This window comes from Streptomyces sp. NPDC048275, from assembly GCF_040652275.1.
In the GTDB taxonomy this organism is placed as follows: domain Bacteria; phylum Actinomycetota; class Actinomycetes; order Streptomycetales; family Streptomycetaceae; genus Streptomyces.
Genome location: NZ_JBEZLR010000003.1, coordinates 71,761 through 92,209, shown reverse-complemented (window position 1 = coordinate 92,209; position 20,449 = coordinate 71,761). Strand labels below are relative to the sequence as shown.

Genomic DNA, 20,449 nt, shown 5'->3' with positions numbered 1-20,449 from the left:
GGTGGTCACCCGGCCAAAACCATCGGCCTGCTACGAAGAGCGCGTCGATAACGGACCGCCGCACACGCTCCTTAAAGCGGTACGGCCTCCCTCGCCGAGCAACTTGGGCAGTCTACTCGGCAGGAAGGCCACACCCAAAAGGATCTCTACTGCAGGATCTCTACTGCTCGGTGCCTAGTGCTCCTCGAAGAGGCTCGTCACCGAACCGTCCTCGAAGACCTCGCGCACCGCGTTGGCGATCGTCGGCGCGATCGACAGCACCGTGATCTTGTCGAGCTCCAGCTCGCCCGGGGTCGGCAGGCTGTTCGTGAAGATGAACTCGCTGACCTTGGAGTTCTTCAGACGGTCGGCGGCCGGGCCGGAGAGCACACCGTGCGTGGCGGTGACGATGACGTCCTCGGCGCCGTGCGCGAACAGGGCGTCGGCGGCGGCGCAGATCGTGCCACCGGTGTCGATCATGTCGTCGACCAGGACACAGACGCGGCCCTTCACATCACCGACGACCTCGTGGACGGTGACCTGGTTGGCGATGTCCTTGTCGCGGCGCTTGTGCACGATCGCGAGCGGGGCGTCGAGACGGTCGCACCAGCGGTCGGCGACGCGCACGCGGCCGGCGTCGGGGGAGACGACGGTGAGCTTCGCCCTGTCGACCTTCGCACCCACGTAGTCCGCGAGGATGGGCAGGGCGAAGAGGTGGTCGACCGGGCCGTCGAAGAAGCCCTGGATCTGGTCGGTGTGCAGGTCGACCGTGAGGATGCGGTCCGCGCCCGCCGTCTTCATCAGGTCGGCGATCAGACGCGCCGAGATCGGTTCACGTCCGCGGTGCTTCTTGTCCTGCCGCGCGTAACCGTAGAAGGGCACGATCACGGTGATGCTCCGCGCGGAGGCCCGCTTCAGAGCGTCGATCATGATCAACTGCTCCATGATCCACTTGTTGATCGGGGCCGTGTGGCTCTGCATCAGGAAGCAGTCGGCGCCGCGGGCGGACTCCTCGTAGCGAATGTAGATCTCGCCGTTCGCGAAGTCGAAGGCCTTCGTCGGGACGACCCCGACACCCAGCTGGTGGGCGACCTCCTCGGCAAGCTCGGGGTGGGCGCGGCCGGAGAAGAACATCATCTTCTTCACGCCGGTCGTCTTGATCCCGGTCACAGCACTGTCTCCTCAGAGGTGTCTCAGCTGGGGTGCGAGAGGACGCTCTCGGCCGCATGCGGCTGCCTGCGCTGACTTGCTGCGCAGCCTGCCGTGCAACGTGCTGTGAGAGGTCGTCTCAGCTGGGGGTGCGGGTGTGCATCTATCACGGTACGCCGTGTCGGACGCACCTGTTTTTGGTCAGGCTTCGCCTTCCGGTTCCCGGGACGCCACTTCCGCCGCCTTCGCGGCCGCGCTCCCCGGGCGCTTGCGGGCCACCCAACCCTCGATATTCCGCTGCTGGCCACGGGCCACGGCCAGTGAACCGGGCGGCACGTCCTTGGTGATGACCGAGCCCGCGGCGGTGTACGCGCCGTCCCCGATCGTGACAGGAGCCACAAACATGTTGTCCGAACCGGTACGGCAGTGCGAGCCGACCGTGGTGTGGTGCTTGTCCTGTCCGTCGTAGTTCACGAAGACGCTGGCGGCACCGATGTTGGAGTACTCGCCGATCGTCGCGTCTCCCACGTAGGACAGATGCGGGACCTTGGTCCCCTCGCCGATCGTCGCGTTCTTCGTCTCGACGTACGTGCCGACCTTGGCCTTGAGACCGAGGCGGGTGCCGGGACGGAGGTAGGCGTACGGGCCGACGTTGGCCTGCGGGCCGACCTCGGCGCTGTCGGCGACGGTGTTGTCGATCCGGGCGCCGGCGCCGACCTTCGTGTCCTTGAGCCGCGAGTTGGGGCCGACCTCGGCGCCCTCGCCGATGTGCGTGGCACCCTGCAACTGGGTCCCCGGGTGCACGATCGCGTCCTGCTCGAAGCTGACGGCGACGTCGATCCAGGTGGTGGCCGGATCGACGACGGTGACGCCGGCGAGCATGGCCTGATTCAGCAGCCGGTCGTTCAGAATCCGACGGGCCTCGGAGAGCTGCACGCGGTTGTTGATGCCGGCGATCTCACGGTGGTCGGCAGCGACGGAGGCGCCCACGCGATGCCCGGCCTCGCGCAGGATCCCCAGCACGTCCGTGAGGTACTCCTCGCCCTGACTGTTGTCCGTACGCACCTTGCCGAGCGCGTCGGAGAGCAGTTGCCCGTCGAAGGCGAAGACCCCGGAGTTGATCTCGCGGATCGCGCGCTGCGTCTCGTCGGCGTCCTTGTGCTCGACGATCGCGGTGACCGCGCCGCTGGTGGCGTCCCGCACGATACGGCCGTACCCGGTCGCGTCCGGGACCTCGGCGGTGAGGACGGTGACGGCGTTGCCGTCGGCGGTGTGGGTGGCGGCGAGATGCTTGAGCGTCTCGCCGCTGAGCAGCGGCGTGTCGCCGCAGACCACGACGACGGTCCCGTCGACGCGCCCGCCCAGCTCCTCCAGGCCCATCCGTACGGCGTGCCCGGTCCCGTTCTGCTCGGCCTGCACGGCTGTCCGTACGCCGGGGTCGATCTCGGCGAGGTGCGCGGTGACCTTCTCGCGGGCGTGACCCACCACGACGACCAGGTTCTCGGGCTCCAACTCGCGCGCGGCGGCGAGCACATGGCCGACGAGGGAGCGGCCGCAGATGTCGTGCAGGACCTTGGGTGTGGCCGATTTCATACGGGTGCCCTCACCCGCTGCGAGTACGACGACGGCTGCCGGGCGATTGGCGCTCACGGGTATGCCCTTCGGCTTCGGATGGCTGGGGTGTGGACATCCGCAGGATACCGGGGGGTTCCAGGGGGGGGCATGAGAGCGGGCCCTGACTGAGCTGTCAGGGCCCGAACGTGAGCAGCTCCCCCATCAGGATTTGAACCTGAACATACGGTACCAAAAACCGCAGTGCTGCCTGATTACACCATGGGGGAATAAACTCGACTAAACCGGACATTCGGTCAGGTCGCCGAGTCGGCACCCAACACTATGCCGTACCAAGCGCCTTCCACGCGACGGTACAACTCCGCGCTCTGCAGAACGTAGATCACGAGGCAGCCTCTGTAGGCGTCGCCGACGTTCTTGCGGACCGTCTTCGGGTTGTGCTTCTTGAGCGTGGTCTTGTTGAAGGCGTGGCTGTCGGCCCCGACGTGATTCGCCCAGTAATGCTCGGCGGCGGCCACGTCGGCGGACTCGTGGATCATCACGCGGAAGCGCAGGCGGTCCCGTTCGACTTGCAGGAGGTCGAGCCAGGCGAGGAACACGGAGATCATCCCCGGGTCGCTGTTGACGAAGAGGATTTGCTCTCGCCGGCTGTAGGGCTTGTCCTTGGCGCCCTCGGCCCAGTACAAGCCAACGCCGACGAGGAACAGCTCGCGATCGGAGAGTTCCCCGACCGCTGCGGCTGCTGCCCGCTTGATTTCCTCGCGCTCGCGGTCCTGGGAAGCGCGTAGCCGTGCCAGCCCCGCGTTCATGCGCGCTCGCTGTTCTTCCGGGGTGCATCGGGGTTCCGGGTGGGTCAGGTCCCGTACCCACAGCGATACCGAACTCTTGGAGCAGTCCAACTCCGCCTGGATCTGGTTGTACGTCCAGCCCTGTCGGCGTAGCTCGCGAGCCCTCTCGCGGAGGTCGTCCTTTGCGCGGGGGCGCTTTGTCCACTCCGGGGGCGGCTCGCCCTCGACGAGGCGCTGAAGGATCTCCTTGTTGTGGACCTGAAGCTCGTCCCGGATCTGCCGAAGGCTCAGCCCCGCCCGCCGCAGCGCCACCGCCCGCTCCCGCAGCCCCTCGAAATCCGCGTACTTGCTCTGTGGATGTGCCATAGGCATACCGTCACCCCGGAATGTGATCTTCCGGGGTCGAACGGTGATCGATTCAACAGTTCGAGGGATATCGGCAGGTTTCGCTTCTGTTCGATGGCAGGGTGTGGTGTAGGCCAGTACCCGAAACTCACCGGAAATGGGGCGGCCGGCGACCGTAGGCTGGAGGCATGACCACGACGGGGGAAGAGCACATCGCGGCCGGGATCGGGCCGTGGTGGTGGGTCAGGCGGCGCGGCGCGGTACTCGACGCGAGCCTCGCACTGGTGTCGGCGACCGAGTGCGCGACGGAGGGGATCCGGTTCGCGCAGGACGCGGGGCTGCCGGTTCCGGTGGGGATGGGGTTCGGGCTGTTCGCCGGGTCCGCGCTGCTGTTGCGGCGGCGCTGGCCGATCGCCGTCGTACTGGTGTCGATCGCCATCACCCCTGCTCAGATGGGCTTCGTGATGGGGCTCGTCGGGCTGTACACGCTCGCCGCGTCCGAGCTGCCGCGGCGGATCATCGGGGCGCTCGCGGGGATGTCCTTCGCCGGGATGCTCATCGTGACGTTCGTGCGGGCGCATCAGGGAGTGGTGCGCGGGGACGTGCCGATGGGGGACTGGTTGGTCCCCTTCGCCTCCATCACGACCGCCATCGGCATGACCGCTCCGCCCGTCCTGCTCGGGCTGTACGTGGGGGCGCGGCGGCGGCTGATGGAGAGCCTGCGGGAGCGGGCGGACTCGTTGGAGCGGGAGTTGCAGTTGCTCGCCGAGCGGGCCGAGGAGCGGGCGGAGTGGGCGCGGAACGAGGAGCGGACGAGGATCGCTCGAGAGATGCATGACGTGGTCGCGCACCGGGTGTCGTTGATGGTCGTGCATGCGGCGGCTCTTCAGGCGGTGGCCCGGAAGGATCCCGAGAAGGCCGTGAAGAACGCGGCGCTGGTGGGGGACATGGGCCGCCAGGCACTGACCGAGCTGCGCGAGATGCTGGGAGTGCTGCGGACGGGGGAGGGGCGGGCCGTGCGGGTGCAGCCGGTGCCGCTGGCCGCCGTGGGTGTGGCCGCGGCCGCCGCGGCGTCGCGGGCGGCCGAGGATCCGGCGGACGGGCCCAGCCTCGCCGAGCTGGACGAGCTTGTCGGGCAGTCGGCGGCGGCGGGGATGGTGGTCGAGCTGTCGGTGGACGGTGATGTGCGGATGTACGCGCCGGAGATCGAGCAGACGGCGTACCGGGTCGTCCAGGAAGCGCTGACCAACGTGCACAAGCACGCGGCCGGAGCGAAGACGCATGTGCGGCTCGCGCACCGGGTCGCGGAGATCGCGATGCAGGTCGAGAACGAGTCCCCGCCCGAGCCGGGTTCGGCGTCCGATGTGCATCTGCCCAGCGGCGGCAACGGGCTGCTGGGCATGAAGGAGCGGGTGGCCGCGCTGGGGGGCGTTTTTGTGTCCGGGCCCACGGACGCGGGTGGGTTCCGGGTGTCGGCGGTGATTCCGGCGCAGGCGTGAGCGGGGTGGGGGCCGGGCCTTTTCTTCGCCCCCGCCGCCCCTACCCGTCCCATCCCGTTCCTGGGGGCTGCCGCCCCCAGACCCCCGCTTCGGCCTGGACGGCCTCGTCCTCAAACGCCGGACGGGCTGGGATACCTGGCGGGGGTCTGGGGGCGCTGCATCCATCAGCGGCTCCGCCGCGGGCCCCAGGGATGGGACGGGTAGGGGCGGCGGGGGCGAGACTCACCCAGCCGTGAGACGCACCGGCTCGATCCCCGACAGCAACGTCGTCAGCGCCGAGTCGATGTCCGACCCCAGATACCAGTCCCCGGTGTGATCCAGCGTATAAACGCGCCCCTCCGCATCGATGGCCAGCAACGCCCGCGAGTCGGACTCCTCGCCCAGCGGGCAGACCTCGGTGTCCAGGGCGCGCCCGAGGTCACCGAGGGTGCGGGCCATGTGCAGACCGTGCAGCGGGTCGAAGTGGAGCGCGGCCGGCGCGAGCTGCCGCCCCGGCCCCGTCGCCGCGACGAGCAACCCGCCGAACTCGGCCCACGCCTCCACCGCCGCGGGGAACACGACGTGCCGGTGCCCCGCGGGTGACTCGTGTTCCCGCAGCGCGTCGGCCCAGTACTCGGCCTGCTGTATGTCCCAGCGCCCGGGCTGCCAGCCCGCGGAGCGCAGCGCGGCGTCCACGGGGACGGAGAAGCGTGTGGTGGAGGTGCGGTCGGGGTGCATCTGCCCTTCGATCGTCGAGTGACATGGAGTTGAGAGACCTGGCCCGGCGCTGTCACCGTAGTGAGCGAGTCAGGCTGAGGGGTGGGGGAGTTCAGACGCCGGGTGTCTCGGCCGGGTCGACGACGAGGACGCCGAAGTGGTCGCTGAGTGCCACGCAGGCGCGGCAGGGTGCGGCGAAGCTGCCGTGCAGCGGGTCGCCGTCCTCGCGGATGCGGCGGGCGGTGAGCTTGGCCTGTTTGAGCGCTCTGCGGGCCTCGCCGTTGGTCATCGGCTTGCGCGCGGCGCGTTTGCTGCGGGTGGCGTCGATGGAGGCGATGTGCCGGGAGATGAGGATCGCCTCCGCGCAGCGGCCGGTGAAGCGGTCGCGCTGGGCGCTGGTGAGGGTGTCGAGGAAGTCCTGTACGAGGGGGTGGAGGGCGGGGGGCTGGTCGCCGCGCGCCGCCGTGCCGGTGAGGGTCGCGCCGCGTACGGAGAGAGCGGCGGCGACGGTGGGAAGTATGCCGTCGCGACGGTGCAGGAGGGTGGGGGCGTGGGGCGCCTCGGCGCTGCTCCAGCCGACGCGCGGGTCCCCGGACGTGCCTGTATGTGTCTCTGTATGCGTCGCGTTCATGATCGTTCTTCCCTCCCGTGCATCCCCCGGTGCGGAGACAGACTGCCAAATGGCGTGGCGGATGCGGAAGCTGGGGCGGTGCGACACGCCCGGGCTTAGTCGCACCGTCACGGCCGGGTGACGGCAGGTCACGGAACCGGAGGCCCGGTGACCGGTGTCTTCCAACCGCATAGGCTGTCGACATCCGCGATCCATACAGCTATTGAGAACGCCGCAGGGGGCAACCGCCATGAGGACAGGTCGGCTCGGGCAGCAAGCCGCGCCGCCGAACGCGGCCTACGCCGGGCAGGTCGTGCACTTCCCGGACCCGGTCCGGGCGGCTCGCCATCCCAGGGGCGTACGGGTCGACGCGCACGGCTACCCCGACTTCTCGGCGTACGCGCGCGGTGCCGCGGAGATTGCCGAGCCCCCGGACGGCTTCGGCGTGGACGAACTGCGGCTCACGGACTACGTTTCCGCGAACGCCGCGCTCGCCGCGTCCGGCCATGACCTGTGGGACACGATCCCGCCGGTGACGACTCCGCACGGCTGGACCTGGCACCACGTGCCGGGCACCCGGCGGCTGGAGCTCGTTCCGGTCGAGGTCAAGGCGCTGCTGCGGCATCACGGCGGTATAGCGACGGCTGCCGTCGACCAGAACAAGCGGGGGACGCGGCCGTTGCAGGAGACGCGGCCCGCGCACTTCGGGCTGCCGAAGTCGTCGGTCGCGGTGACCGAGCAGCAGGTGCAGGGTGTGGAGGAGGACCTCGGCTACCGCCTTCCGGGTGCGTACCGGTCCTTCCTCAAGGCGGCCGGCGGCTGCGCGCCGATCGGTGCCGCGCTCGACGCGGAGCTCGGACTCCTGGTCGACCAGCCGTTCTTCACGGTGCGTGAAGAGGCCGCCGTCAACGATCTCGTCTACATCAACAAGTGTCTGCGCGACCATCTGACCAAGGATTACCTGTGTGTCGGGTTCGTGCAGGGCGGTCTGCTCGCCGTGAAGGTGAAGGGCGACGCGATCGGGTCGGTCTGGTTCTGCGCGTACGACGACGCCCGTGACCAGGATGCCTGGCCGCCGGCCGAGCGGGTGCAGCGGCTGTTGCTGCCCTGCGGCGCCGACTTCGACCAGTTCCTGTCCCGGCTGGCGGGCAATCCGCCGGAGCTGGAGACGGTGGCGAACCTGATGGTGGACGGCGGTTTCGCGCGTGCCGTGCCCGTCTCTCCGATGTCTTCGGCGTCTTCGGTGGGGGAGTGAACGTCCGATGGTGACCTTCGCGCAGGCGCAGGAGCGCGCGGAAGAGTGGATCAACGGCGATGTGGCCGGATACCAGCACCGTGAGGTGCGGGTGAGGGAGTTCGAACTCGGCTTCGTCGTCTGGGCGGAGGACCGCGCCGACGGCCCGCGTTCCGACGGGGGCGCGCAGCGGCTCGTCATCGCGCGGGACAGCGGCGAGGCGACGCTCTGGCCCGGGCTGCCGGTGGGTGAGGTGATTCGCCGGTACGAGGAGGAGTACGGGGTCCGGGACACGTCCCCGGAACCGGCGCCGGCGCCTCAGGCTCGGGTCGACCTGAACCAGACGTCCTTCTTGCTGACCCCTCCGGAGTGGTTGCAGGAGGCCGCGGACAAGCTGGGGATTCCGGACCGGCGGGCGGGGGCGTCCGGCGGTCCGCCCGGTGGTACGTCCGGTGGTCCGGGGCCCGGCGCGACGCCGTCCGACGGGGGTTGGATTCGCCCGGCTCCGGCTGGGGCTACAGCGGCTGGGGCCGCCGGTCCGGCTTCCCTGGGCGGCGGCTCCGCCAACGGGGTTTCCGGGAGGGGCGGTTCGACGGCTCCGTCGTCGGGGTCGCACACCACGCCTCCGCCCGCGGTTCCCGGCGGAGCCACACCGTGGCCTGCCGCGGCCGGTGACGAACAGGACTCGGGTCCGCAGGACGTCGTAGGAGCGCCGGGCGTGCCGAGCGATGTGACGCCGTGGGCGGGGACGGACATCACCGCGGACGCGGGCGAGGACCGTTCCGTACCGCTTCCGGCGACGGTGTTCGCGCCGCCGCTGACCGACGTGGACGACGACGGTACGCCGCCGGGTGCGATCCCGGACGCCAAGACGGCCCTGATGTCCGGCGGCAGCCAACTCCCGCGCACGGCGCAGACTCCCGCGATCGACGACGCCGCCCCGGCACCCCGGTCCGGCTTCCCGCAGGATGCGGCCGCAGCCGGCCCCGGCGCACCGCAGACTCCCGTCGCGCCGCCCGCGGCCCCGCCGCGGGGCCCCGGCGCCCCCCAGGGCCCACCGTCGTACGGCTACCCGCAGGGTCCGGGCGCGCCCGGCACTCCGCCCTCCGCTGCTCCTGCTCCCAACGGCCCGCAGGGTGCGGCTGTTTCGGGTGCGTCGGGTTACGGCTTCCCGCAGGGTCCGGGCGGTGTTCCCGCGGCTCCGCCTCCGCCCCCGGGCGCTCCTGCTCCTGCTGGCCCGCAGGGTGCGCCTGTTTCGGGTGCGTCGGGTTACGGCTTTCCGCAGGGTCCGGGCGGTGTTCCCGCGGCTCCGCCTCCGCCCCCGGGCGCTCCTGCTCCTGCTGGCCCGCAGGGTGCGGCTGTTTCGGGTGCGTCGGGTTATGGCTTTCCGCAGGGTCCGGGCGGTGTTCCCGCGGCTCCGCCGCCCGGTGTGCCGGGTACTCCGCCTCCCGGTGCGCCTGCGTATGGGTTCCCGCAGGGGCCCGGTGGCGCTTCCGCGACTCCGCCTCCGTTCCCGGGTACTCCTGCTCCCGTCGGTCCGCAGAGCACGCCTCCTCCGGGTGCGTCCGGGTACGGCTACCCGCAGGGGCCGGGTGGCGTTCCGAACTCCCCGCAGCCGCCCGCAGGTTCGAGTGCCCCCGGGGCGCCCCCGCGACGGCTGCCCCCGAACGCCGGTGACATCGCCGACGCCGCGACGAGCAAGGCGCAGGCGCCTCCGCGGGGCGCGCGGGGCGGTGGCCCGAGCGCGCCGCCTCCGCCGAGCGCCCCGGGCGTGCCGGGTGTGCGGCCGGGGAGTACGCCTCCGTCGTCCGGGCCCGGTGCTCCGGGCACCCCGGCGGGCGGGTACGTACCGACGCAGTTCGTCTCGCAGCTCGGTTCGGACGGGCCCGAGAGTCCGGCAGCGCCTGGTGGGCCTGGCGCACCCGGCGCCCCGAACTCTCCGGGCACGCCGCCTCCCCCTGGTGTCCATCACGCCGCGACGGTGCTGTCCGGCCCGCCGGTCGGCGGCCCCGGCGCACCCCAGCCCCCGGCGGCCCCGGGAATTCCGGGCGCCCCCAAGCCCCCCGGCGCGCCCGGTGCTCCGGGCACGCCGCCTCCCCCTGGTGTCCATCACGCCGCGACGATGCTGTCCGGCCCGCCGGTCGGCGCCCCCGGCGCACCGCTGCCCCCACAGGCCCCCGGTGCCCCCCATGGCGCCCCGCAGCCGATGCCGGGTCAGCCGCCGATGCCGGGCCAGCCCATGCCCTCCGGCCAGCCCATGCCCCCGGGTCAGCCCATGCCCCCCGGCTCGCAGCCCCCGGCGTACGGTTACCCCCCGACCGGTCAGCCGACCGTCGGCCCCGGCTACCAGGCCGTACTGCGCTACCGCGCGCAGGACGGCTCGGAGCAGCAGCTGATCCGGCGTTCGGCGCCGGGCGCCCCGCACCCGGAGTGGCAGATCCTGCACGAGCTGCGCGCGATGAACGTGCCGCCGCAGCAAGTGCTGGAGCTGCACACGGAGTTGGAGTCGTGCGAGCTGCCGGGTGCGTACTGCGCGCGGATGATCCGGGAGACGTGGCCGCAGGCGCGGATCACGAGCATCGCGCCGTACGGCACGGATCAGGCGAGCCGGCAGCAGGGAATGCGCCAACTCCTCGAGCATCAGGGCGAGTTGCACCAGGTGGCGGACGGCCCGGCACGCCCGGCGCCGGTGCGTGCGCCGATTCCGCCGGTGCAGCCGGCGCCGCCGATCCCGCCGGAGGCGATCGGGCAGGAGTTGGCGGCGGCGTTCGGGCCGGGCCTGTTCCGGTTCGACCAGGGCGCGGTCTCCCGGCAGGGGGTGCCCAACATCGTGGCGCACACCCTGGTGGTGGCCGGGCTCCCGGTGGACATGGGCCCGTTCTTCTGGGCGCAGGCCCAGCCGGGCCGCCCGGTCCCGACGCTCGCCGAACTGGCGCAGGAGCGCGGGGTGAAGCCCGCCCCCGACGCGGGCTCGTACCTCGTCATGGGCAGCGACTTCGGCAAGGCGATCTGTGTCCAGTACGGCACGGCGAACATCGTGGCCGTGCCGGTGGAGGCGGGTCCCGGCGGTGCCGTGGTGCCGCCGCAGTTCGTCAACTCGAGCCTGCCCGAGTTCGCCCGCTGCCTGGCCCTGCTCGGCCGGATGTGGAGGCTGCGCTACGGGCTGAACCAGGAGCAGGCGGGCCGCTGGACCGTCGACTTCCAGGCGCAGCTCGCCTCCCTCGACGCGGCGGCGCTCGGCTCCCCGGAAAGCTGGTGGTCGGTGCTGCTGGAACAGATGTGGGACGGACTGCTCTGATCCGACGGTAAATCTGACTGCGAAAGGGCCGGGCCTGGTCAATCGACCGGGCCCGGTCCTTTTGTGTCCCAACGTCGACTGAACGAATGGGCGGAGTGTCGCGTTATGAACACTTCAGTCCGATCCGCCAAGATGTGCGCCAAATCATGTTGTACGTCGCATGTCGAAGCATGTCGAGCATGTCGAAGAGGGGTTCGAGGATGAGCAACGCACCGGTGTCCCCGCACGGCTTCGTGGCCGTACGGGGACGCGGTTACCGTCCCGAGCAGGCCGACGCGTACGCCGCGGCCCTCTCGCGGGACCGCGACGCCGCCTGGGAACGGGCGGCCCGGCTGACCGTTTTGGCCAAGGAGATGGACGCGGAGGTGCAGCGGCTGCGCGAGGTCGTGACGCGGCTCGCCCCGCAGACGTACGAGACGCTCGGCGAGCGCGCCCGCCGGCTCTTCGAACTCGGCGAGGAGGAGGCCGCGTCCGTACGGGACACCGCGCGCCGCGAGGCCCGACGCGTCGTCGACGAGGCCCGGGCCGCGGGGCACCAGATGTGCGAGGCCGCCCAGGCCTACGCCGACGAAGTGCGCGCCGAGGCCGAGGAACGCGCCCGTCAGCGGCTCCTCGCCGCCCGCGCCGAGGCCGACGAGATGCGGATCTCGGCCCGCCGCGACATCAAGGAGAACCGCGGGGAGGCGCTGGCCGCGCTGCGCGAGGTGCGGCAGCGCACGGAAGGGCTCCTCGCCGAGCAGGAGAAGGAGCATGCCGAGCGCTGGGAAGAGGAGGAGCGCGCGGCGCTCGAGCGGGAGGCGGCGCTCGACGCGCATCACGTGGAGCGCGCGGCGCACGCCGATACCGCCCTCGCCGAGGCCAAGCGCGCCTTCGCCGAGGTCGAGGAAGCGACCCGGCACGGGCAGGAGGACGCGGCGGCCCGTGCCGCGGAGGTGCTTGCCGAGGCTCGCGTCCGTGAGGACCGCATCGCCCGCGAGACCGAGCGGGTGCTGCGCGAACACGGGGAGCGGTGGGACGACGTACAGGAGCACATGGACCACGTACGCACGAGGCTCACGACCCTGACGGGGCGCGCCCCGGTGGAGTGACGTCACACTCACCGTCGCCCGGCATGAACGTGCAGGTCCTCACCGATCCGTTCGGACGGCTGCTCCGGGCCTCGCCAGCTCTGCCCGGCTCGACTCACGACCTGACGGCCGCCCGACAGCACAGAATCATCGAGGCCCTCACCGCGGCCGGGCTCAAATGCTGGGCAGACAAGGCTTATCAAGGAGCCGGCGGACCCGTCCGGGTTCCGTTCCGGGGCCGCCGCCTCAAGAGATGGAGGCGCCGTCACAACAGCACCCACGCCAAGATCCGGTGCCTCGGCGAGCAGGCCATGGCCACCCTCAAGGGCTGGCGTCTCCTTCGGAAGCTCCGCTGCAGCACCAACCGGATCACCGACATTGTGAAGGCCGTCGTCGTCCTTCACCACGCCTCGGCCTGAGGTTGGAAAAGGCTCAAGGGAAACCTGGACAACTCCCAGGAGTATCAGCAGGTCGACCATGTCGTCGTCAACTCGGGGGGAAATATCATCGGCCGCGACGGCAAACCCGTGGTTGGTAAAAGCAAGGGGAACGACCACAACGCCTACATGGCACACATCCCTCTCGATGAATGGCTGAAGTGGGAGAAATGGGACAGCCCCACCTGATGGCGAGCGACGTGGAGTTCCCGAACGCTCGGATCAACGTAGTAGCGGCGTTGGAGTCCCTCGCTGACCCGGACTACCAACAGCGGGTCTGGCGGGACCGTAGGCCCAGGGCGGACGACGAGGTGGACGACTTCGACCTGGTCGTGCATGTGCTCTTCGACGACACACGAGTCTTGGACGACCCGGAGCCGCCGGTCGGGGAGGTACTGGCGTCCGCGCGCGAGGTGCGCGCCGCCCGTGAACTGGCCGAGGTACTGGGGAGGCTCATCGACGAACTCGGCGACGTGGGCGACGAGGTCTATCTGGCGTCGCCCCGGTGGCCGGCCGTCGTGGCGGCGGCGCAAAACGTGCTCGAGGCGATGCGCGCCGACCGCTGAGGGAAGTGGTCCCCGAGGGGCCAGGCCACCGCACACGGTGGCCTGGCCCCTCGGCGTTCACCGCGGTGCGGGGGCCCGCCGATCGGTCTGCGGCCGACCCTTGACACGGCTCGCGGAAGCACGACACTGACCAAGAAGCGGGCGGCCCAACGGCAACCTCACCAACAGGCGCCCACAGCGCCAACCCCCAGTCCCAACCGGCGTGCAGCTGACCCGCAAGATGGGCTTAGCGCGTGGTTGCGGTGAGCGCGGTGACGAACGCAGTCCAGGCGGGCGCCGAGAAGACGAGGGCGGGACCGGTGGGGTTCTTGCCGTCGTGGACGGGGACGTGGGTGGGGCGAGCCGCGTTGTTCACTTCGAGGCTGCCGCTGCTGCTGCCGCCGCTGTAGCTCGACTTGCGCCAGGCGGGCAGCACCGAGGCGTCAGCGCTCACCACTCGCCAGTTCCTCAGTCCCCAGGGCTGTCGAGCACTGGAAAGCGTCGCGGTGCCACGAGCAGCAGGGCCAGGAAGGCGAGCGCGGCGGCGCCGGCCGCGCCCAGGTACACGGCGTGGACGGCGTCGGCGACCGCGTGCCGTACATGCTCGGTCGGCGTGCCCGTGTCCAGCGTTTGGGTCACCGCGTCCAGGTCCCCGGCGCCGCCGAGCCGCGCGGCCAGCACCCCGTTGGCGACCGCGCCGAACAGTGTCGCGCCCACCGTCTGGCCGGTCTGGCGGCAGAAGAGGATCGACGCCGTCGCCGTGCCGCGTTCGTCCCAGTCGACGGTCGACTGGACGCCGATGATCAGGGGGAGTTGGAAGAGGCCGAGGGCGCCGCCCAGCAACAGCATCAGCAGGGCCGGTTGCCAGGGGGAGCCCGGGTAGGGGAGGAACGGGAAGGCCAGCAGGATCAGGGTCGCCGTGCCGATGCCGAACAGTGCGGTGTTGCGGAAGCCGATCCGGCGGTAGACGTGCTGGCTGAGCGCCGCCGACACCGGCCAGCTCAGCGTCCATACGGAGAGGACGAACCCGGCGGCGACGGGGGCCAGTCCGAGGACCGCCTGCGCGTAGGTGGGGAGGAAGACAGTGGGGGCGACCATCAACAGGCCCAGCGCGCCCAGCGCCAGGTTCACCGCCGCGATCGTGCGGCGCCGCCACACCCACCCGGGGATGATCGGCTCGGCCGCCCGGCGCTCGATCACCACCACGACGCCGACCAGCGCGAGTCCCGTACCGAACAGGGCGAGGGAGGGGGCGGAGAGCCATTCCCACGCCACCCCGCCCTGCACCAGCGCGGTCAGCAGGACACCGCCGCAGGCGAACACGGCGAGCGCGCCCGCCCAGTCGATGCGGGGCCTGGGGCCCGGTTCGCGCCGGGGCTCGTGCAGGTGGCGGACGATCAGCCACAGTGCCAGCGCGCCGATCGGCAGGTTGATCAGGAAGATCCAGCGCCAGTCGGCGTACGCCGCCAGGACCCCGCCGAGTGCCGGGCCCGCGATCGCCGAAGTCGCCCACACGGTGGACAGCTTGGCCTGGATCTTCGGGCGTTCCTTGAGCGGGTAGAGGTCGGCGGCGAGTGTCTGCACCGTGCCCTGGAGGGCGCCGCCGCCCAGGCCCTGGACGATGCGGAAGGCGATGAGCGCGGCCATGTTCCAGGCGGTGGCGCAGAGGAGGGAGCCGAGGAGGAAGAGGACCGCGCCCGTGACGAGGACCGGTTTGCGGCCGAAGGTGTCGGAGAGCTTGCCGTACACCGGGAGTGTGACCGTCACGGCCAGTAGGTATCCCGAGAACAGCCAGGAGAAGACCGAGAAGCCGCCGAGGTCGCCGACGATCTGCGGTACGGCCGTCGACACGATGGTGGAGTCGAGCGCGGCCAGCGCCATGGAGAGCATGAGTGCGGCGACGACGGCACGGCGTCGTCGGATGTCGGTGCGCTTCGTGGTGAGCGCGTCCTCCTGTGCGGCCGGTATCTCGGTGTCTTCCTGGCTGTCTCTCTGACCCACTGGATTCCTTCCCCATGCACCTATCTGCCGCACGACAGCCTCCCACTTGACCCTCACGTCGCGGGAGGGGCGACGCTGGCTGGGCTTGCGGGTGGAGGTGGCCCCGAGGCGGGGTCCACCCAAGGGTGGAGATCCCCTAGGGGTTCCTCCGTACTAGGGCTCGGGGAGGGGTCGTACCGCCGGAGGAGGAGACGGGGTGGTCGCCCTCCTTAACCTGGCTTTACGCCGCGGGGGTGGGGTTTTCCCCAGCAAAAGACTGCGCTGAGCACCAGCGCGCCGGAGCACCCCCCGACGCCAGACTTATCGGCGTAGCCAAGCACGCGGAAGTAGATGCAGAAGCGCACGCACAAGCCATCAACCGGCATAGGAGACATACCGTGACATCGGCTGTGACCATTCCCAGGCACGGGGGCACTGGAGGGCGTACGGCCGTTGCCGCGCGGGCGCGGCAGGTCGTGAAGGCGTACGGGTCCGGTGAGACCCGCGTCGTCGCCCTCGACCACATCGACGTGGACATCGCGCGGGGCCAGTTCACCGCGATCATGGGCCCCTCCGGGTCCGGCAAGTCCACGCTGATGCACTGCCTCGCCGGGCTCGACACCGTGACGAGCGGTCAGATCCACCTCGACGAGACCGAGATCACCGGCCTCAAGGACAAGAAGCTCACGCAGCTGCGCCGGGACCGGATCGGCTTCATCTTCCAGGCGTTCAACCTGCTGCCGACGCTGAACGCCATAGAGAACATCACGCTGCCGATGGACATCGCCGGGCGGAAGCCGGACAAGGGATGGCTGGCCCAGGTCGTCGAGACCGTCGGCCTCGCCGACCGGCTCAAGCACCGGCCGAACCAGCTCTCCGGCGGACAGCAGCAACGTGTCGCCGTGGCACGGGCGTTGGCGGCTCGGCCCGAGATCATCTTCGGTGACGAGCCGACCGGAAACCTGGACTCCCGAGCGGGCGCCGAGGTGTTGGGCTTCCTGCGGCGGTCCGTGACCGACCTCGGGCAGACCATCGTGATGGTCACGCACGACCCGAACGCCGCCTCGTACGCGGACCGTGTGCTGTATCTCGCCGACGGCCGGATCGTCGACGAGATGTACCAGCCGACGGCCGATCAGGTCCTGGACCGCATGAAGGACTTCGACGCCCGGGGGCGTACGTCATGACCGTCCTGAAGACCTCGATGCGCAACTTCTTCGCGCACAAGGGGCGGATGGCTCTGTCGGCGGTGGCGGTGATGCTGTCGGTGGCCTTCGTCTGCGGCACGCTGGTGTTCACGGACACCATGAACACGACGTTCGACAAGCTCTTCGCCGCCACCTCGTCCGACGTCACGGTCAGCACGAAGGACGCGTCGGACACCGGTGAGACGCAGGCCGACAACGGCAAGCCGCCGGTCATGCCCGCCTCCGTGCTCGGCCGGGTGCAGGGGGCCGACGGGGTCAAGTCGGCCGAGGGCACCGTCTTTACGACCTCGGTGACCGTCATCGACGCCGACAAGGACAGCCTCTCGCCCACCAGCGGCGCCCCGACCATCGTCGGCAACTGGAACACCAACGACGCCCGGACGATGAAGATCTCCTCCGGGAACGCGCCGCGCGGCCCGGACCAGATCATGGTCGACGCGGACACCGCCGACAAGCACGACCTCAAGCTCGGTGACGAGATCGGTGTCATCACGGCGGTCGGTACGCACAAGGCGAAGATCTCCGGCATCGCGGACTTCACCGTCACCAACCCCGGTGCCGCGATCTTCTACCTCGACACGAAGACCGCCCAGCAGGCCCTGGTCGGCGAGTCCGACGTCTACACCAACATCAACGTCACCGCGGCGGCCGGGGTCAGCGACGCGCAGCTGAAGAAGAACGTCGCGGCCGGCCTCGACGGTGCCTACAAGGTGCAGACCGCCAAGGAGGTCGCGGACGCCAACTCCGAGGACGTCCAGGACCTCATGGGCGTCTTGAAGTACGCGATGCTCGGTTTCGCCGGGATCGCCTTCCTCGTCGGCATCTTCCTCATCATCAACACCTTCTCGATGCTGGTCGCCCAGCGCACCCGCGAGATCGGCCTGATGCGGGCCATCGGGTCCAGCCGCAGGCAGGTCAACCGTTCGGTCCTGGTCGAGGCGCTGCTGCTCGGTGTCCTCGGCTCGGTGCTCGGCGTGGGCGCCGGTGTGGGGATCGCGATCGGGCTGATGAAGCTCATGAGCTCCATGGGGATGAATCTGTCCACGGACGACCTGACCGTCGTCTGGTCCACCCCGGTGGCCGGCCTGGTGCTCGGCGTCGTGGTCACCGTGCTCGCCGCGTACCTGCCCGCCCGCCGCGCGGGCAAGGTCTCCCCGATGGCCGCCCTGCGGGACGCCGGCGCTCCGGCGGACGCCAAGGCCGGTGTCGTACGGGCTGTGCTGGGGCTCGTCCTCACGGGCGCCGGCGGCTACGCCCTGTACCTGGCGGCCGCGGCCGACAAGGCGAGCGAGGGCGCGATGTGGCTGGGCGGCGGCGTGGTGCTGAGCCTGATCGGCTTCGTCGTCATCGGCCCGCTGCTCGCGGGCGGCGTGGTCCGCGTCCTGAGCGCCGTACTCCTGCGGGTCTTCGGCCCGGTCGGGCGGATGGCCGAGCGCAACGCGCTGCGCAACCCGCGCCGCACGGGTGCCACGGGGGCGGCCCTGATGATCGGTCTCGCGCTCGTCGCCTGCCTGTCCGTGGTGGGCTCCTCGATGGTCGCCTCGGCGACGGACCAGCTGGACAAAACCGTCGGCACCGACTTCATCATCCAGTCCGACAGCGGCCAGCTGATCACCCCGCAGGCGGTCGAGGCCGCGAAGTCGGCGGAGGGCATGGAGCGGTTCACCGAGTACAAGCTGCTGGACGCCGCGCTGTCCACGCCGGACGGCAAGACGTCCAAGGGCGAGACCATCAACGCCGCCGACCCGTCGTACGCGACGGACCTGCGCACCAAGACGGTCGCAGGGAACCTCGCGGACGCCTACCGGCCCGACTCGATGTCGGTCTTCGACGGCTTCGCGAAGGAGCACGGGCTCGAGCTCGGCTCGAAGGTCGAGGTCGACTTCAAGGACGGTACGACGGCCGCGCTGACGGTCCGCGCGATCACCAGCGACGACGTCGTCATCGACAAGGGCGCGATGTACGTGTCGATAGCGACCGTGGCCAAGTACGTCCCCGCCGACAAGATGCCGCTCGACGCCCTGCTCTTCGGCTCGGCGAAGGACGGCCAGGAGGCGGCCGCGTACAAGTCGCTGAAGACGGCACTGGACGACTACCCGCAGTACGCCGTCCGTGACCAGACCGACTACAAGGAAGCCCTGAAGGACCAGATCGGCCAGCTCCTGAACATGATCTACGGGCTGCTGGCCCTCGCGATCATCGTGGCGGTCCTGGGTGTGGTGAACACCCTGGCCCTGTCGGTCGTCGAGCGGACCCGGGAGATCGGCCTCATGCGGGCCATCGGTCTGTCGCGCCGTCAGATGCGTCGCATGATCCGCCTGGAGTCGGTCGTCATCGCCCTCTTCGGCGCCCTGCTGGGCCTCGGCCTGGGCATGGGCTGGGGCGCCACCGCCCAGCAGCTGCTCGCCCTGGAGGGGCTGAAGGTGCTGGAGATCCCCTGGCCGACCATCATCGGCGTCTTCATCGGCTCCGCGTTCGTGGGCCTGTTCGCCGCCCTGATCCCGGCGTTCCGGGCGGGCCGGATGAACGTACTGAACGCGATCGCCACCGAATAGCCACCGCGCACGGGGGTCGTGGGGGCGGGCCCGGTAGGGGAGGTGATCACCTCCCCTACCGGGCCCTACGTCATGTGCGTCGCTCCAGGAGTACGTAGCCGTGGGCGGCGCCCGTGATGTCGTACGCGGCGTGCGGGTGCAGTCGACGGGCGTACGCCTGGACGTCCCGGATCGAGTGGTCGGAGGTGTTGAGGGCGATGAAGTCCGGGGTGATGCCGCCCGTGGCGCCGGTCCAGAAGACCCGGCAGCGCGAGGTCAGTCGGCTGCTCGGGCCGATGTTCGCCTCGACGCTCGCCCCGTCCGGGACGCGCTCCAGCATCCGCTCGACGGCGCTCACCCGGGCGGGCTTCCGGTAGGCGTCGGGGTCGGTCAGCATGGACAGCGGGAGCGTGGTCGTCAGCGCGAGGGCGGCTGCGGCGACGGCGGAGGGCAGATGGCGCGCGTACGAGCGCATCCATGGGCGCGGGCTCCACCGGGCGTGGGAGAGCGCGTCGGCGAGGGCGAGTGAGAGGACCGGCATCAGGACGGCGCTGTAGTGCCAGTCCGTGCCCCAGTAGTGCGGGTCGGAGGCGGCGAAACGCCAGCCCAGGGTCGGCAGGGCGACCAGGAGCAGCGGGGAGCGCAGGGCGAGCAGGCCGGTGGTGGGGATCAACAGCCAGGCGAGGGTGCGGAGTTTGGTACCGAGGCCGTCGAAGAGGGCACTGTGGAAGGCTCCGGTCGCGGCGTCGGCCTTGTCCCAGTAGTCGTATGTGCCGGCGGTGTTGAAGGACGGGATCACGACGGTGAAGGTGAGCACTGCGGCGAGTACGCCGAAGGCCGCGGCCCCGAGCGCGTGGACGGCCGTACGCGGGGCCGGGCGGCGCGCCCGCGCCGCGACGACCAGGGCGATAGCCGCCACCGTCAGCCCGAGGTCCTCCTTGACGAGCACCAGGGGGAGCGCCCACAGCAGGGCCGCGCGCCATCGGTGGGCGAGGACCGCTTCGAGGGCGAAGGCGATCAGTGGGACGGCGAAGCAGATCTCGTGGAAGTCGAAGTCGACGGCGCGCTGTATGCCCCAGGACAGCCCGTACGCGATGCCGAGCGCGAGTCCGCGGCGGCGGCCGAGGAGCCGGGCGGCGGCGCGGGTGACCGGCACGGCGGACAGCGCGAGCAGCGCCGCCTGGGCGACGAGGAGGGTGACCGGGGTGGGGAAGAGGCGGTAGGCGGGGGCGAGGAGGGCGGTGATCGGGCTGAAGTGGTCGCCGAGGACGTTCGTGCCGGGTCCCTTGAGGTCCACGATCGGTGCCCGCAGGTGGGCGTAGCCGCGGACGGCCTGCTCGAAGATGCCGAGGTCCCAGGATCGGGTCGCGAGATACCGGTAGCGGCCGATGGAGAGGGCGGCGTAGGCGGTGAAGAGCGCGGTGGCCAGGAGCCGGGCGTCGCGGGGGCGCCGGTCACGGGTGGGGGCGGCCGTGACCGGCGGGGGTATGGGGGTGGTTCTGGGCGGG

The 20,449-nt window shown here is 70.7% G+C and carries 15 protein-coding genes, 1 tRNA gene and 1 pseudogene; 8 read left to right on the top strand and 9 right to left on the bottom strand.

From position 1 onward, the window contains the following. Positions 1–174 precede the first annotated feature (174 nt). The 4 genes from AB0D57_RS03105 to AB0D57_RS03090 form a co-directional block, all read right to left on the bottom strand. The gene (locus AB0D57_RS03105) at positions 175–1,149 is read right to left on the bottom strand and encodes a ribose-phosphate diphosphokinase (RefSeq protein ID WP_362066359.1); all 975 of its coding nucleotides are present in this window, start codon (positions 1,147–1,149) and stop codon (positions 175–177) included. A 180-nt stretch (positions 1,150–1,329) separates the two neighbouring features. Beyond that, positions 1,330–2,778: a bifunctional UDP-N-acetylglucosamine diphosphorylase/glucosamine-1-phosphate N-acetyltransferase GlmU gene (glmU, locus tag AB0D57_RS03100; RefSeq protein ID WP_362066357.1), complete on the bottom strand. Its 1,449-nt coding sequence runs from the start codon at positions 2,776–2,778 to the stop codon at positions 1,330–1,332. A gap of 118 nt (positions 2,779–2,896) precedes the next feature. Then, a tRNA-Gln gene (locus AB0D57_RS03095) sits at positions 2,897–2,969 on the bottom strand. A gap of 27 nt (positions 2,970–2,996) precedes the next feature. Beyond that, the gene (locus AB0D57_RS03090; RefSeq protein ID WP_362066355.1) at positions 2,997–3,854 is read right to left on the bottom strand and encodes a hypothetical protein; all 858 of its coding nucleotides are present in this window, start codon (positions 3,852–3,854) and stop codon (positions 2,997–2,999) included. Between the two features lie 167 nt (positions 3,855–4,021). Between AB0D57_RS03090 and AB0D57_RS03085 the strand changes: the two genes are divergently transcribed. Beyond that, positions 4,022–5,332: a histidine kinase gene (locus tag AB0D57_RS03085; protein ID WP_362066353.1), complete on the top strand. Its 1,311-nt coding sequence runs from the start codon at positions 4,022–4,024 to the stop codon at positions 5,330–5,332. A gap of 222 nt (positions 5,333–5,554) precedes the next feature. Here AB0D57_RS03085 and AB0D57_RS03080 read toward each other — a convergent pair whose 3' ends face one another. Then, positions 5,555–6,049 carry an SUKH-3 domain-containing protein gene (locus AB0D57_RS03080; protein WP_362066351.1) on the bottom strand — a complete coding sequence of 165 codons (495 nt, stop codon included), beginning with the start codon at positions 6,047–6,049 and terminating at the stop codon, positions 5,555–5,557. A gap of 91 nt (positions 6,050–6,140) precedes the next feature. After that, complete coding sequence (locus AB0D57_RS03075) at positions 6,141–6,659, bottom strand: YwqJ-related putative deaminase (RefSeq protein WP_362066349.1); 519 nt, start codon at positions 6,657–6,659, stop codon at positions 6,141–6,143. 229 nt (positions 6,660–6,888) lie between these two features. Between AB0D57_RS03075 and AB0D57_RS03070 the strand changes: the two genes are divergently transcribed. From AB0D57_RS03070 to AB0D57_RS03050, 5 genes and pseudogenes are all read left to right on the top strand, one after another. After that, a complete protein-coding gene (locus tag AB0D57_RS03070) occupies positions 6,889–7,893 on the top strand; it encodes an SMI1/KNR4 family protein (RefSeq protein WP_362066347.1) in 1,005 nt (334 codons plus the stop codon). Positions 7,894–7,900: 7 nt separating this feature from the next. Next, on the top strand, positions 7,901–11,170 hold the full coding sequence (locus AB0D57_RS03065) for an SUKH-4 family immunity protein (protein ID WP_362066345.1): 3,270 nt from the start codon (positions 7,901–7,903) through the stop codon (positions 11,168–11,170). Between the two features lie 200 nt (positions 11,171–11,370). Beyond that, a complete protein-coding gene (locus AB0D57_RS03060; RefSeq protein WP_362066343.1) occupies positions 11,371–12,258 on the top strand; it encodes a cellulose-binding protein in 888 nt (295 codons plus the stop codon). A gap of 20 nt (positions 12,259–12,278) precedes the next feature. Beyond that, positions 12,279–12,656: pseudogene (locus tag AB0D57_RS03055) on the top strand (transposase family protein); the annotation flags it as partial. A gap of 188 nt (positions 12,657–12,844) precedes the next feature. Next, positions 12,845–13,240 carry a hypothetical protein gene (locus AB0D57_RS03050; protein WP_362066341.1) on the top strand — a complete coding sequence of 132 codons (396 nt, stop codon included), beginning with the start codon at positions 12,845–12,847 and terminating at the stop codon, positions 13,238–13,240. Between the two features lie 226 nt (positions 13,241–13,466). On the opposite strand, the gene AB0D57_RS03045 is transcribed toward AB0D57_RS03050, so the two are convergent. Beyond that, complete coding sequence (locus AB0D57_RS03045) at positions 13,467–13,673, bottom strand: DUF397 domain-containing protein (RefSeq protein WP_362066339.1); 207 nt, start codon at positions 13,671–13,673, stop codon at positions 13,467–13,469. A 14-nt stretch (positions 13,674–13,687) separates the two neighbouring features. Continuing rightward, complete coding sequence (locus AB0D57_RS03040; protein WP_362066673.1) at positions 13,688–15,187, bottom strand: MFS transporter; 1,500 nt, start codon at positions 15,185–15,187, stop codon at positions 13,688–13,690. Between the two features lie 410 nt (positions 15,188–15,597). Between AB0D57_RS03040 and AB0D57_RS03035 the strand changes: the two genes are divergently transcribed. Together AB0D57_RS03035 and AB0D57_RS03030 are read left to right on the top strand one after the other, a co-directional pair. After that, complete coding sequence (locus tag AB0D57_RS03035) at positions 15,598–16,386, top strand: ABC transporter ATP-binding protein (protein WP_362066337.1); 789 nt, start codon at positions 15,598–15,600, stop codon at positions 16,384–16,386. Then, positions 16,383–18,962, top strand: coding sequence for an FtsX-like permease family protein (locus AB0D57_RS03030; RefSeq protein ID WP_362066335.1), 2,580 nt, complete (start codon positions 16,383–16,385; stop codon positions 18,960–18,962). Before AB0D57_RS03035 ends, AB0D57_RS03030 begins: the two co-directional genes overlap by 4 nt. A gap of 70 nt (positions 18,963–19,032) precedes the next feature. On the opposite strand, the gene AB0D57_RS03025 is transcribed toward AB0D57_RS03030, so the two are convergent. After that, positions 19,033–20,430: a DUF2079 domain-containing protein gene (locus tag AB0D57_RS03025; protein ID WP_362066671.1), complete on the bottom strand. Its 1,398-nt coding sequence runs from the start codon at positions 20,428–20,430 to the stop codon at positions 19,033–19,035. Between the last annotated feature and the right edge of the window lie 19 nt (positions 20,431–20,449).

Excerpts from the sequence above, each read along its gene's own strand:
- AB0D57_RS03075 (WP_362066349.1), bottom strand. The coding sequence starts at position 6,659 with ATGAACGCGACGCATACAGAGACACATACAGGCACGTCCGGGGACCCG.
- AB0D57_RS03080 (WP_362066351.1), bottom strand. The coding sequence starts at position 6,049 with ATGCACCCCGACCGCACCTCCACCACACGCTTCTCCGTCCCCGTGGAC.
- AB0D57_RS03050 (WP_362066341.1), top strand. The coding sequence starts at position 12,845 with ATGGGACAGCCCCACCTGATGGCGAGCGACGTGGAGTTCCCGAACGCT.
- AB0D57_RS03090 (WP_362066355.1), bottom strand. The coding sequence starts at position 3,854 with ATGGCACATCCACAGAGCAAGTACGCGGATTTCGAGGGGCTGCGGGAG.
- AB0D57_RS03030 (WP_362066335.1), top strand. The coding sequence starts at position 16,383 with ATGACCGTCCTGAAGACCTCGATGCGCAACTTCTTCGCGCACAAGGGG.
- AB0D57_RS03085 (WP_362066353.1), top strand. The coding sequence starts at position 4,022 with ATGACCACGACGGGGGAAGAGCACATCGCGGCCGGGATCGGGCCGTGG.
- AB0D57_RS03060 (WP_362066343.1), top strand. The coding sequence starts at position 11,371 with ATGAGCAACGCACCGGTGTCCCCGCACGGCTTCGTGGCCGTACGGGGA.
- AB0D57_RS03070 (WP_362066347.1), top strand. The coding sequence starts at position 6,889 with ATGAGGACAGGTCGGCTCGGGCAGCAAGCCGCGCCGCCGAACGCGGCC.
- AB0D57_RS03065 (WP_362066345.1), top strand. The coding sequence starts at position 7,901 with ATGGTGACCTTCGCGCAGGCGCAGGAGCGCGCGGAAGAGTGGATCAAC.